The 13,308-nt window shown below is 35.2% G+C and carries 11 protein-coding genes; 4 read left to right on the top strand and 7 right to left on the bottom strand.

All coding sequences use genetic code 11. The features are described 5' to 3' along the window. Positions 1 to 10: 10 nt before the first annotated feature. Entirely contained in the window at positions 11 to 406 is a 396-nt protein-coding gene (locus tag LBV24_RS10240; protein ID WP_224478551.1) for a hypothetical protein, read from the bottom strand. A 119-nt stretch (positions 407 to 525) separates the two neighbouring features. Between LBV24_RS10240 and LBV24_RS10235 the strand changes: the two genes are divergently transcribed. Continuing rightward, positions 526 to 960 carry an Lrp/AsnC family transcriptional regulator gene (locus LBV24_RS10235; RefSeq protein WP_262902019.1) on the top strand — a complete coding sequence of 145 codons (435 nt, stop codon included), beginning with the start codon at positions 526 to 528 and terminating at the stop codon, positions 958 to 960. Positions 961 to 1,030: 70 nt separating this feature from the next. Next, the gene (locus tag LBV24_RS10230) at positions 1,031 to 1,594 is read left to right on the top strand and encodes a hypothetical protein (RefSeq protein ID WP_224478550.1); all 564 of its coding nucleotides are present in this window, start codon (positions 1,031 to 1,033) and stop codon (positions 1,592 to 1,594) included. On the opposite strand, the gene LBV24_RS10225 is transcribed toward LBV24_RS10230, so the two are convergent. From LBV24_RS10225 to LBV24_RS10215, 3 genes are read right to left on the bottom strand one after another with little or no spacing between them, the layout of a single operon-like run. Further along, positions 1,595 to 3,181 (bottom strand): amidohydrolase family protein, encoded by a 1,587-nt coding sequence (locus tag LBV24_RS10225; RefSeq protein WP_224478549.1) that lies wholly within the window; start codon positions 3,179 to 3,181, stop codon positions 1,595 to 1,597. Positions 3,182 to 3,229: 48 nt separating this feature from the next. Further along, positions 3,230 to 3,943 carry a DJ-1/PfpI family protein gene (locus LBV24_RS10220; protein WP_394371125.1) on the bottom strand — a complete coding sequence of 238 codons (714 nt, stop codon included), beginning with the start codon at positions 3,941 to 3,943 and terminating at the stop codon, positions 3,230 to 3,232. A gap of 35 nt (positions 3,944 to 3,978) precedes the next feature. Then, positions 3,979 to 5,190: an MFS transporter gene (locus LBV24_RS10215; RefSeq protein ID WP_394371124.1), complete on the bottom strand. Its 1,212-nt coding sequence runs from the start codon at positions 5,188 to 5,190 to the stop codon at positions 3,979 to 3,981. Positions 5,191 to 5,425: 235 nt separating this feature from the next. Between LBV24_RS10215 and LBV24_RS10210 the strand changes: the two genes are divergently transcribed. After that, positions 5,426 to 6,022: a DUF1684 domain-containing protein gene (locus LBV24_RS10210; RefSeq protein ID WP_224478548.1), complete on the top strand. Its 597-nt coding sequence runs from the start codon at positions 5,426 to 5,428 to the stop codon at positions 6,020 to 6,022. A 7-nt stretch (positions 6,023 to 6,029) separates the two neighbouring features. Here LBV24_RS10210 and crcB read toward each other — a convergent pair whose 3' ends face one another. Together crcB and LBV24_RS10200 are read right to left on the bottom strand one after the other, a co-directional pair. Beyond that, on the bottom strand, positions 6,030 to 6,395 hold the full coding sequence (gene crcB, locus LBV24_RS10205) for a fluoride efflux transporter CrcB (protein ID WP_224478547.1): 366 nt from the start codon (positions 6,393 to 6,395) through the stop codon (positions 6,030 to 6,032). Then, entirely contained in the window at positions 6,396 to 7,415 is a 1,020-nt protein-coding gene (locus LBV24_RS10200) for an SRPBCC family protein (protein ID WP_224478546.1), read from the bottom strand. A gap of 94 nt (positions 7,416 to 7,509) precedes the next feature. On the opposite strand from LBV24_RS10200, the gene LBV24_RS10195 reads away from it, so the two are divergent. Next, the gene (locus LBV24_RS10195; RefSeq protein ID WP_224478545.1) at positions 7,510 to 9,537 is read left to right on the top strand and encodes a dipeptidyl peptidase 3; all 2,028 of its coding nucleotides are present in this window, start codon (positions 7,510 to 7,512) and stop codon (positions 9,535 to 9,537) included. Positions 9,538 to 9,603: 66 nt separating this feature from the next. On the opposite strand, the gene LBV24_RS10190 is transcribed toward LBV24_RS10195, so the two are convergent. Then, positions 9,604 to 13,308: a T9SS type A sorting domain-containing protein gene (locus LBV24_RS10190; protein WP_224478544.1), complete on the bottom strand. Its 3,705-nt coding sequence runs from the start codon at positions 13,306 to 13,308 to the stop codon at positions 9,604 to 9,606.

Below are 13,308 nucleotides of genomic sequence, written 5' to 3'. Positions count from 1 at the left end.
ATCGACTAAATTATAAAGTCATCATCCAACTACGTTGTAACTTTCTGAATTTTTTAAGTTCTCTACGCAAGATTGGTAAATAGTCCCTACCATTACTTTTAGAACTTTCTAATCGCTTACAATTACTATATAACTTATAAGTTAATCTATCCAGACTCTCTAAGTGTTTATGTTTTTTATCAGAATGACGCTCTCGTTCAGCATTTATAATTTCTGGCGCAAGACTTGAGGATTGCTGTACAATATCTCCTGAAAAATAAATATTAGAATCTTCTGTACCATCAGAATTTAAATAAGACAAATCATGGTTTAGATATGTGGAAATGCTTCGAGAGAGCATAATAATATCCATTGCCTTTCTATAGATAGGCAAATCAAATAAATGGGATGGTAGGTTATAATTCATTTATATAGCAATTGTTACGAAATTACGGACTAATAACAATAGATTAATTTAAAATTTAAATTTAAAGTGTATTTTTACTTTAAAATATATGTTAATATTTCATAAATATTTAAATTATTATGGATTCTATTAATTCAATGATATTAAAGTGCCTTCAAGAAAATGCGAGAATGTCAAATTCTGAAATTGGAAGAAGAGTAGGTATGTCTTCACCTGCTGTAAGTGAACGTATCAAAAAAATGGAGGATGCAGAAGTAATTGAAGGGTATAAAACTTTCGTTTCCCCATTTAAATCTGGCTATCAACTTAAAGCTTTAATAACACTTAGGGCTTTTATGGGAATGCTGAAACCTTTTTTAGAAAAGGTTAAAACATACGATGAGGTTGTTAACTGTTACAGGATTACGGGTAATGAAAATATTGTTATGGAAGTAGTGTTAAAAAATCAAGAACACCTTGAATCCTTTATTGATCAACTTATTACATATGGTGAAACTAAAACTCAAATTGTACTGTCTCACGTAGTTAAGCACAGTGAGATTAAACCAGTTTAATTTTTAATTTTTTAAAGTAGGAAAAGTAAGGCGGTTTTCATTTCTTTGAACTCTAATAACAACTATTATAATGCGATCAATAAAAACAGTCCTTTTTGTATTAACATTAGTATTAATTTGTTCAACAAATTTAAAAGCTCAAAATAATATTTCTCCACCCTCAGAAGGTAATACGGTAATTTATTTTTTGAGAACAACAAGTTTGGGTGGATTAATGAATTTTAGATTTTTTGAAGAAGGTAATTTCATAGGAAAGTTTAATGGAAGAAATTATATTAGATATGAATGTGATCCAGGCGAAAGTGTTTTTTGGGTAAAGGCCGAAAATATAGATGTACTCAAAACTAATCTTGAAGCGAATAAGATTTATTTAGTCGAGGCTAATGCGGTAATGGGAGCAATGTCAGCTGGAGTTAAATTTAAGTTGGTAGACTTTGAGAATGAAAAGCAAATGAAACGAATAAATAAGCTTCTAGATACTAAAGAGGCTGTAGAATTAACTGATGATGAAATTAAAGTAGAGCAAGAAAAAAGCAAGCTCGTGGTTCAGCGTGGTATGAAAACGGTCTCTAAAAAACTAAAAAAAGGTAAACGTTTAAAAGTTATTACACCAGAAATGGATTATAAGCAATAATCATTCTTTTACTCCTGGTTGTTTTAAGTTCCAGTTTGTCTTTGCTTTTTCCGCATCAACCATCTCTTTTACTTCTTTAAGGAGTTGTTTTGCATCATATATGATACCGTCTTTAATGGTATATTTTACACCACCAACTCGAACTACTTCATTATCCTCAGTTAGCTTGATAGCGCCTGTGCCATAAAGAGATTTTAAATTAACAAGCGGGTTTTCTTCAACAATAACAAAATCTGCAAGCTTATCTATTTGTACACTACCAATTTTATCATCCCATCCTAAGGCTTCAGCACCATTTAATGTCGCTGACCTAATGACTTCAAGCGGGTGGAATCCTGCCTCGCGTAACAATTCTAGTTCTCTTATATATGCAAATCCATAAAGCTGATAAATAAAGCCAGAATCAGAACCTGTTGTAACTCTACCACCTCTGTTTTTATATTCATTAACAAAAGTCATCCAAAGTTTGTAATTGTTTTTCCACTCTATTTCTTGTTCTGTTCCCCAATAGTGCCAGTAACTTCCATGGCTAACCTTGCTTGGTTCATAAAATTTCCATAGTGAAGGTAAAGTGTAATCCTCATGCCATTCAGCACGTCTTGCACGGTGTAAATCTCTACTTGCCTCATAAATATTGAACGTGGGGTCTAAAGTAAAATCTAAATCAATGAGTTCATTCATCACATTATTCCAATGCTTGGAAAAGGGTTCTGACGCTTGCTTCCATAATTTCCCTGCTTCTTCAAACCTATGCTGCTCATTTTGATAATTATAATCCAAAGGGTAATCCTGCACGGTTCTATCATCAAATAAAGCTTCTGGTAATCCGTACCAGTGTTCCATACTTGTTAATCCAGCTCTTGCAGAATGTAATACATTCCAACGGGCCACACTCAATTGAGCATGATGGCAGGCTGATCTAAGACCTAGTTTTTTATTTTCATCCAATGCAGCTGCCATAATTTCTGGCTCTGCTCCAAAAAACTTTATGCCATCCGAACCATTTTTAGCATTTGCTCTTACCCATTGTCTTGCTTCTTCAGGCGTGCTAATTGGTGCGTCATTAAGTGGATTAAAATCTTTAGTTGTCTGCCCAAATCCTGTATAAGCAAAAATGCGAGGTGCAACTATCTCATTTTTTTCACTTTTACGCTTCAAATCTAAAGTCCAATCTATGCTACGGCCACTTGGTTCTCTTATGGTAGTAATTCCATGTGCCATCCAAAGTTTAAATACGTAATCCCAATCTGCTCCTTGAGATACACCACCAATATGCCCGTGCATATCAATAAATCCAGGTAGGAGATACATACCGTTAGCATCAAGTTCTTTTCCGCCTGGTTTAAGTTTTGGTCTGCTACTTTCTTTAATTTCAACACCAGGATAACCCACAACTTTGATGTTTGTTATCTTGTTACCCTCAACCACAATGTCAACTGGTCCTCTTGGAGGAGCACCATCACCATTTATCAATGTTACACCCCTTATAATGAGTTGATTGAATGGGCCTTCTGAACTTTCTTGTGATAAAAGAATATTACAGAATAGGAGACAGGATAAGAAGATTTTGAATACATGATTATTCATCATATTAATTTTGAAGATGGTTAGTTCCTTAAAAATACATAATTAAATTCACTCAATAACCAGATGTGGAACTTCATCTAAATTCCAATCTATTACGAGGCCTCTAGCTATGGATTGTGCTATTTCTTTACCATAAAGAAATTCACTTAGGTACAGTGCTGCTTCAAATGATTTTGCTCCACCAGCTGAGGTTATGTATTTGCCATCGTGCACAAATAAAACCTCTTTTCTGATGTCTAATTCAGGAAACATAGCTCTCATTTTATCAATATCACTAGGGAAAGTTGTAGAAACTTTATTGTCTAATAATCCGGCCTTTGCTAATACAAAAGCACCATCGCAGTGCGAGGTAATAAATTGTGCCTCTTTATCTACCTTTCTTACAAAATTTAGCATAACCTTATCCTCCAAATCAGTATCTAAATGATGCTCAGCACTAGGCACTACTAAGATGTCAATTTTTGGCAATGAATCCGTAACATAATTAAAATCAGGTAATAACCGCATGCCCTCAAATGTTGTAACTGGATTATCGGTATTAGCCACAGTAAAGACGTTCATTGATTTAATATTTTGCCTAAATACAGTATGCTGAAAAATATCGAACGGTGCAGTTAATTCTGTGTTATAAACACCATCCATAATTAAGAATGCCACATTGTAACGATTAGGTTCTAATTGCGGATATTCTTTACTAGTTGAATTTTCATTACAACTTAAAAGGAGCAACATTGAAAAACAAATCCAAATTATTTTTTTCATTTTACTAAGTTAATATTTAAGATTGACACCAATTCTTACTGATGATCTTTAACTCTGTTAATAAGCCAATAAGATAAGAGAATTGCTATTAATCCATATGTGCCAGTTACTAGCCAATTCACCTGATAGCCATACTGATCTACTATGGTCAGTCCAATTTTTGAACTGAAAATATGTGATAATGAAAATGCCATAGCATAAAGCGCCAAATAACTTCCTTCAACCCCTTTTTTCGCTCGGTTAAGAGCAAACTTATTGGTAAATGGAAACCCTAACATTTCACCAAATGTTATTATTACCATATTTAAAATCAGTATGCCGATCCAGAAATTTTGATATAGGATAAAAAAGCTGATACACATTAAAGAACATGCCATTAGAATGTGTTTAGAAACAGGAATAAACTTCTTCTCTAAAAAGTTTAATAACGGCATCTCTAATATTATAATTATGCCAACATTAATAATCCACATCAACCCAATTTTAAATTCATTAAGGTTAAAAACTTCTTCATAGTATAATGGCATTGTTACTATGAGTTGAAAAAATGCCATTCCCATAAAAAAGCAGATTCCAATAAAAATCCAATATGTAAAATCTTGGTAAACAAAATTCTTTTTCAAAATTGGTTCATCACTTTTCTCTTCTGGAATTAGTTTGTTTGGAGGTGCTACTAAATATTTAAATAGAATAATGGCAACAATGCATGTTATTCCGTCAATCCAGAATAGCAACCTATAACCTTGTGTTACAATTATTAATCCAGCCATTGTTGGCCCAATTGCCATACCTGCATTAATAGCTAAACGTATTAGTCCTATGGCTCTAGTTTGATTTTCGGGTATGCTGTATGTCTTTATTGATACATATATAGCAGGTCTAAAGCAATCAGCAATACTCATTATAATAAGAATTGCAATGCAGAGTCCCCAAAACGTGGTTATGTATTGTAAACAAATAAAGCTTAATCCTGTAACAAGTAAACTAAAGATCATGACTTTGTAAAAACCGAAAATGTCCGTTAGTTTACCTCCTAGCCAACCGCCAACAACAGAGCCAATACCAAAAAAGGCCAATATCCAGCCAGCATCATCTTTACTGAAGTCGAGATTTTTGGTAAGGTAAAGTGATAAAAACGGAATTACCATTGTACCTGCTCTATTTACTAACGAGATTAATGAGATATACCATATCTCTTTTGATAATCCTTTAAAGGATTCGATATAATTTAGATAGAGCTTTTTCATTTTGGTTGTTATTATAAAAATAAAAAGTCCGACGGTATCGTCGGACTTTTAAATATTGTTTAATGGTGTGTATATATAGCTACAATAGATAATGCATCCGAATGTCTTCCGAAGAATTGACTGTGATTTGCTTTGTATATCTAATTGCTTGTCGCATTTTTGATTTATTGTTTGATTCAAAACTACAATAAAAATTGATAAGTTGTATTTTTGACTTATAGAATTTAGACTTTCAATGAAATACATACTTTTTTCAATTACAGTTTTGATAGTATTTAGTTGTTCTGATAAAAAGCAGGGTCTTAAAGGTGAAACAGAATGGCAAAGAGAAAAGAATGCGATTTATAAAGATGCATCTGTGTCGCCACTTAAACCAGATGATTTAAAAAATTTTAAAGGCTTAGATTTTTTTAAGGAGGATTCTCTATTTGTGGTTGGCGCATATCTTGAACGAACTCCAGATTCAGAATGGTTTAACATGAAAACTACTGATGATCGTTTATCGAAGGAGCGCGTTTATGGGATTTTAAAATTTCAAATAAATGGCAATCCCTATCAATTAAACGTTTACCAAGGTGAAGAAAACATGCAAACAGAAGGATATGAAGATTATTTGTTCCTACCATTTTTAGATAATACCAATGGTGATACTTCATATGGAGGAGGACGATATATAGACCTTAGAATTCCTAAAGGTGATACTATTGTAATTGATTTTAATAAGGCTTATAACCCACTTTGTGTATACAACGAGAAGTATTCTTGCCCTATAGTGCCAAGAATAAATTATTTAAATACTGAAATTAAGGCAGGAATGAAAAAGTTTAAATAGTCTTAATTTATTTCACAAGAAAAATACCCAAGAACACTGCTAGAAATCCTATAACAAAGCTTCCAATAGTATATAAAGCAAAACTGGTAAAATCTCCTGATTTTAGGAACACATGGTTTTCGTAGGCAAAGGTTGAAAAGGTGGTAAATCCGCCACAAAATCCTGTTGCTAAAAGAAGTGTCTGACTTTGAGTAAGGCTATTATTTTTGCTTGCTAGTCCTAATATTACACCAATTAATAAACTACCTAAAATGTTGGCCATAAATGTACCGTATGGTATGCCATCACTTGAACTGTTGAGCCATTTGCCAATTAAATATCTTAAGACACTTCCAAGGCCTCCACCAAAAAAAACTAGTAATATATGTTTCATTTATTCTTCTAGTGGAATATAGATTTCAGTTTTCCAATCCGCTGGGTTAGGAAAATTACCAGGATCGGTTACATATATTTCGAAAGGTTTCAAATCAGATTGAACTAAATTATTTTCCTTTATATGATCCATAGTAGCTTCCCAAGCTTTAGAAAGATTAGTGTAATTACCCAAAAGTGTTGTCTTTAGCACTTTAGTTTTTGGAATATATCCAATTGAAATATCAGAACCTTCAGGTATGGAATGTCTTTCATTGACTGGTAAGCCATTGCTCATAATTACATTGTTCTCTTCCATAGTGTTGTAGACTGTCATTGGCATGCCATATGGTACAATACCATTACTTCCCATAAATTGCATTACTGCACCAAAGTTTTCTCCCATTTTGGCACTGATATTTGTAGAGTTTGCATTTGTAGTTTTAAACAAGTAGAAGCTTCCGCCATATTCAGAAATACCCTTGATTTCAATATCGTAGCGTGCCATATCCTCAGTTATTAAACTATCCAATTTAAATAAGCCACGTTCAAAATTTGGTCCTGTTTCAGATTCAATAGAACCCATAATTGTAGTAAACAGCTTAGAAACAAAATCTTGTTTGCCTTCCATGGCCCAAGTTACTTTAGTGCCTTCATCACTTGGTTCAAACGTCCAATTTATATCGGATTGTGCCTCAAACGGTGCTGTAAATTCTATTAATTGAGCAATTGACTTATTTTCTTCGGTGCTTTTGGTAGTCATTTTACCTTCTCCAAGAATTTCACCTTTCCAGGAGTAATAGGCACCTTCACCAATTGTTTTGTCGCTATATGTTAAGCTAGCTTCAGGTTCTTGTTCAATCCATGGCGAAAATGATGGCCATTCTTTATAGTCATTTACTTTTTGATACAATAAGGATGCCGGTGCATTTATTGTTCTGCTTCTATCAAAACTAAATTCATTTGGCTGAACAGCTACGTAAATTGAAAATCCGATAATAAATATAAGTAGCAATAATAAGATGTACTTAAATGCTTTCATTGATTGATATAGTTTAGTTGTTTCTCAAAGATAGTAATTTTATGATATGTCATTTAAGTATTACCTTTGCAGGAAACCTAAAATCAACTAACTCATGAAAATTAAATCAATATTAAAATATTGTCTTTTAGCACTTGTTATAGTGGCGTGTAAGGACGATACCAAAGAATCAACTTTTAAAGAATCCGATACAAAATTTGATTATAATGTAGAGCAATTTGCTGATGTCAAAATTCTACGTTATAAAATCCCTGGATGGGAAAATCTTACGTTGAAGGAACAAAAATTAGTGTACTATTTAACTGAGGCAGGTCTTGCAGGTAGAGACATTATGTGGGATCAAAATTACAGACATAATCTTAAGATTAGACGTGCATTAGAAAATGTATATAAAGAATACACTGGAGATAAAACAACTGATGACTGGAAAAATTTTGAGATTTACTTAAAGCGTGTTTGGTTTAGCAACGGAATTCACCATCATTATTCAAATGATAAGTTGAAACCAGATTTTTCAAAAGAATATTTAAATGAACTATTTCTTGCAACTAATACAAAACTAGATGGAGAAGCTTTTGATGTTATTTTTAATGATAAAGATTCTAAAAAAGTCAATCAGGCTAAAGGCGTTGATAATGTAGCCCTTTCTGCGGTAAATTTTTATGGTCCTAATGTAACTAACGAGGATGTTGTTAATTTCTATAAGGCTAAAACATCACCAGACCCTAAAAGACCATTATCCCATGGGTTAAACTCTCAATTAGTTAAAGAGGACGGAGTTTTAAAGGAACGAGTTTATAAATCTGACGGCCTATATGGACAAGCAATTGATAAAATTATTGAATGGTTAGGAAAGGCTAGAGAGGTGGCGGAAAATGAAGCTCAAGGAAATGCCATAGATTTACTTATTAAGTATTATATGACGGGAGATCTTCAAACTTGGGATGATTATAATGTTGCTTGGACTGCTGCAACCGATGGAAATGTAGATTATATAAATAGTTTCATTGAGGTATATAATGATCCATTAGGATATCGCGGTTCTTATGAAACTATAGTGCAAATTAATGACTTTGATATGTCTCAAAAAATGGCGGTTTTATCAGAAAATGCGCAATGGTTTGAAGATAATTCACCATTAATGGATAATCATAAAAAGAAAAATGTTGTTGGTGTAACATATAAGGTAGTCACGGTTGCTGGAGAAGCGGGAGATGCATCACCTAGCACACCAATTGGTGTTAATTTACCTAATGCCAATTGGATTAGAAAGGAAGTTGGTAGTAAATCTGTTTCATTAGGAAACATTATTGACGCTTACAATAATTCAGGTAGTTCAGGTAGATTAAAAGAATTTGTTCATGATGAAGAAGAATTAAAATTAGAAGAAGAACATGGACAATTGGCAGATAAACTACATACTGCATTGCATGAGGTAATTGGACATGCCTCTGGACAATTAAATCCTGGTGTTGGTGAAACAAAAGAGACATTAAAGAATTATGCTTCTACATTAGAAGAGGGCAGAGCCGATTTAGTTGGTTTATATTACTTGTATGATTCTAAACTAGAAGAATTAGGTCTTGTTGAAAATTGGAAAGAAGTTGGTATGGCAGCTTTTGATGGTTATATCAGAAATGGTTTAATGACACAGCTTATTAGATTAAACCTTGGCGATGATGTTGAAGAGGCTCATATGAGAAATAGACAATGGGTATCTGCTTGGGCTTATGAACAAGGTAAAAAAGATAATGTGATTGAAAAGGTAACAAGAGATGGAAAGACGTATTACAATATTAATGATTATGATAAATTACATGAATTATTTGGTCAGTTATTAAGAGAGACACAACGTATTAAATCTGAAGGTGATTACGAAGCCTGTGAAGCACTAGTTGAAGGCTATGGTGTTAAAGTAGATCAAGACTTACATGCTGAGGTGCTTGAGAGAAATAAGCAATTTACATCTGCACCATATAGTGGATTTGTAAATCCGGTTCTAGTACCTGAAACCAACGATGTGGGTGAGATTACTGCTATTAAGGTAACTCAACCAAAAGGGTTCCCAGAACAAATGTTACAATACAGCAAAACTTACAATCATTTACCAGATGTGAATTAATGTTTCAATTATTATAAAGAAAAAAAGCAGTTGTAAAACAACTGCTTTTTTTGTTAATATTAATTATTAATGCTTAATAAACCGCTTGGTTAATTTAATGCCATCTACATCAAATAGAACAAAATAAACGCCTTCTTGAAGATTCTCAACAACGACATTATCTCCAGGGTTGATTCTTTCTAAAACTAATTTTCCTGTAAGATCAACTAACTGAACTTTAGAGATTATCAAATCAGTGTCAAAGTATAACCTATCTGATGCTGGATTCGGATACAGTCTAATATCATTTGGTGAATATTCTTCATCATCAATGCTCAAACTATCTGTAACTGTTACATTAATCGTGACAGTATCTGTGTTTCCAGCTGCATCAGTTACAGTGAGTACAACTGGGAAAACACCTTCCATTGTAAATGTATCCACATCAATACTTAGCGTAACACTTCCACAGTTATCACCAGAGCCATCGTCAACATCAGCTGCTACTATAGAGACTGAAGGCATTCCCAAAAGGTCCACTGTGATATCCATACCAATTGCGGATGGATCGAGGTTGTCCTCAACAGTAACAGTTGCCGTGGCACTATCGGTAAGTCCATTGGAATCTGTAACCGTAAGAGTAACCGTGTTGGCACCAAGGTCGCTACAGCCAAAGGAAGTAATATCTATTGTGCTCATATCAATGGTACAGTTGTCGCTCGAACCGTTATCAATATCCGCAGGTATTATACTCGCACTACCACTGGCATCCAGGCCAACAGTTATGTCTTGCGTAACAGCCACTGGATCTTCGATATCCTCAACGGTAACCGTTATGGTTGCCGTATCGGTATTGCCGCTCTGGTCTGTAACCGTAAGCGTTACCGAATTTGCACCGACATTGCTACAGTCAAATGACGACACGTCCAAAGTACTTGATACGATAGAACAGTTATCGGAAGACCCGTTCTCTACATCACCAACTACAATGGAGGCATTGCCACTTCCGTCGAGCTGAACGGTTATGTCCTGAGCTACTGCAACTGGATCGATACTGTCCTCAACGGTTACCGTTGCAGGTGTATTTGTAACATTGCCATTTACATCTGTGACGGTTAGGTTAACCGTATTTGCACCGAGATCGCTACAATCAAACGACGTGATATCGAGTACGCTCGATGCGATACCGCAGTTGTCGGATAACGAATTTTCAATATCTGCCTCAACTATGCTTGCTGTACCACTTGCATCAAGTTGAACCGTTAAATCCTGAGTTGTAACCGTAGGCATAATGTTGTCTTCTACGGTCACCGTCGCAGTGGTGCTATTGCTGTTACCACTTGTATCTGTAACAGTTAGAGTAACTGTGTTTGCACCCACATCACCACAATCAAAATCAGTGATATCCAAGCTTCTAGTGTCAATAGTACAATTATCATTCGATCCATTGTCGATATCAAGTGCAGTTATAGAAGCACTGCCCGAAGCATCAAGCTGTACCGTGATGTTCTGTCCAACAGCGGTTGGGTCGGCTACATCTTCTACTGTAACAGTAGCAGTGGCAGTATCAGAATTTCCGCTCTGGTCTGTAACCGTTAGAGTTACCGTATTGTCGCCAAGGTTGCTACAGTCGAAGGAGGAGATATCCAAACTTCGATTTGTAATGTTACAATTGTCCGATGACGAATCGTCAATATCGGTAGCTAGAATAGTCGCGTTGCCCGAAGCATTGAGCTGAACGGTAATATTCTGTGATACCGCAACAGGATCTATGTTATCCTCAACCGTAATGGTTGCCGTTGCCGTATTGCTGTTCCCGCTCTGGTCGGTAACCGTTAGGGTAACCGTATTATCGCCTAGATCTGTACAATCAAAAGTATCAATGTCTAAACCTTTAGTAACTATGGTACAATTATCAGTAGATAAATCAACATCGTCCGGTACAATCGTAGCAGCACCTGTTGCATCTAATTGAACTGTAAGGTTCTGAGTGATAGCATTAGGATTGGTATTATCCTCTACTGTTACTGTTGCACTTACTGAATTAGTATTTCCATCCGGATCTGTAACGGTAAAGTTCACCGTATTTGGACCAAGATTGGTACAATCAAAATCAGTAATATCAACGCTTCTAGAAACGATGCTACAGTTATCCGTAGAACCATCTTCAAGATCATTAGCTGTTATGCTTGCCATGCCATTTGCGTCGAGCGAAATGGTAAGATCTTGAGCTACTGCAACAGGATCTATATTGTCTACAACTGTAATTGTAACATTTTGAGTGCTCACTTTCATTTCAGCATCCGTAGCTGTTACCATAACAGTATTGGCACCTAAATCGGCACAGGTGTAATCAAATTGAGGTTGATCTAAAACAACAGATACTAATTCACAATCATCAAACGTACCATTGTCTACGTCTGCGATTGTGATACTGCCTTGTCCTAGGGCATCAAGTTCTACTGTAATGTCTGCGAATACTACTATGGTAGGATCTGCATTATCAAAAACTTCCACATCTTCTAGAACTGAATATAAGGAGTAACTTCCATCCGTATTTTTCATACTGATCCAAATATCATGAAAGTCGCAGGTTACCAAATCTGTTGGTATTTCAACCAAATATTCATCAGGATTTCCTGTTGGTGTAAATCCCAATGGTGTACCCGTTCCAAACCCTAATTCTGCATCATATAGGAACTCAATCTCATCTAAAGGTGCGGCAGGAGGTGTCGCAAAATCAGCGGCATCAATTATAAAGAAACGCTTTCGTTCATACAAACTCCATGTTCCGTCTAAATTCTGTGCTCTAATACCTAATTCATGAAACCCACCATCCAAGGAACCTAAAGGTATAACTAATGGATCTGTATAGTCACTAGGAGCACCTGCAATAGCAATTTCAGTACCATTACCAAATCCAGGATCTGTATCAAACCAGTATTCTAATTTCTGTAAATTAGAAATAGGGTCACTACCCGCTATATCACTAACATAGAATGTCTTCTTATCAAACAAACTCCAGTCACCATCTAGGTTTTGGGCTCTGATACTAATAGTTTGGAAACCTTCGTCTAAAGCTCCTAAAGGAATTGCATAGGATTCTGTTAACTCGCTTGGATTACCTGTAATGGATAAAGGATCTCCATTTCCCAATCCTGGATCAGCACCAAACCAATATTCTATTGCAGTTAAATCAGAAATTGGTGCACCACCAGAAAGTTCAAAGATGTAGAATATGCTTTTGGTAAATAAACTCCAAGTACCATCTACACTTTTTGCACGCATTCCTAAGGTGTGAAACCCTTCTGACAAAGTCCCTAATGGAATGACAAAACTTTCCGTGGTTTCATCAATTGGGCTTCCTGTTATGGATAAGGTAGTACCTAAACCAAATCCAGGATCTGCATCAAACCAATATTCTAGCTCATCGAGATCAGAAATAGATGCGCCACCTGTTGTGAAATCGAAAATATAAAAATCAGATGCACTATATAAACTATACTCACCATTGCTATCTATAGCTAAAATAGAAAGTTTATGAAAGCCTTCATTTAGACCAGTGACATCAATGACAAGATCTTGTGTTAGCTCACCTGTGTTGGTGTCTGCGCTAATTGTTGAACGGCTGCCAATACCAGGGTCCGGACCAAAATAATATTCAAAACTTGCAATAGTTTGCCCTTGCATATTAAGAGCCATTACTAGTAACAAGAAGGATAATAATCTTTTTAGTATCCCGGTATAAAACGTGGTATCTAATATTGAGCGCATGTTATTAAACGCTCTCAT

The organism is Winogradskyella vincentii, from assembly GCF_020166345.1.
Classification (GTDB): domain Bacteria; phylum Bacteroidota; class Bacteroidia; order Flavobacteriales; family Flavobacteriaceae; genus Winogradskyella; species Winogradskyella vincentii.
The sequence above is the reverse complement of the archived record's forward strand: the minus strand, read 5'-3'. Positions and strand labels throughout refer to the sequence as shown.

Bases quoted from the DNA above. Each gene is read 5' to 3' on its own strand.
- LBV24_RS10240 (WP_224478551.1), bottom strand. From the start codon at position 406: ATGAATTATAACCTACCATCCCATTTATTTGATTTGCCTATCTATAGA.
- LBV24_RS10235 (WP_262902019.1), top strand. From the start codon at position 526: ATGGATTCTATTAATTCAATGATATTAAAGTGCCTTCAAGAAAATGCG.
- LBV24_RS10230 (WP_224478550.1), top strand. From the start codon at position 1,031: ATGCGATCAATAAAAACAGTCCTTTTTGTATTAACATTAGTATTAATT.
- LBV24_RS10225 (WP_224478549.1), bottom strand. From the start codon at position 3,181: ATGAATAATCATGTATTCAAAATCTTCTTATCCTGTCTCCTATTCTGT.
- LBV24_RS10220 (WP_394371125.1), bottom strand. From the start codon at position 3,943: ATGAAAAAAATAATTTGGATTTGTTTTTCAATGTTGCTCCTTTTAAGT.
- LBV24_RS10215 (WP_394371124.1), bottom strand. From the start codon at position 5,190: ATGAAAAAGCTCTATCTAAATTATATCGAATCCTTTAAAGGATTATCA.
- LBV24_RS10210 (WP_224478548.1), top strand. From the start codon at position 5,426: ATGAAATACATACTTTTTTCAATTACAGTTTTGATAGTATTTAGTTGT.
- crcB (WP_224478547.1), bottom strand. From the start codon at position 6,395: ATGAAACATATATTACTAGTTTTTTTTGGTGGAGGCCTTGGAAGTGTC.
- LBV24_RS10200 (WP_224478546.1), bottom strand. From the start codon at position 7,415: ATGAAAGCATTTAAGTACATCTTATTATTGCTACTTATATTTATTATC.
- LBV24_RS10195 (WP_224478545.1), top strand. From the start codon at position 7,510: ATGAAAATTAAATCAATATTAAAATATTGTCTTTTAGCACTTGTTATA.
- LBV24_RS10190 (WP_224478544.1), bottom strand. From the start codon at position 13,308: ATGAGAGCGTTTAATAACATGCGCTCAATATTAGATACCACGTTTTAT.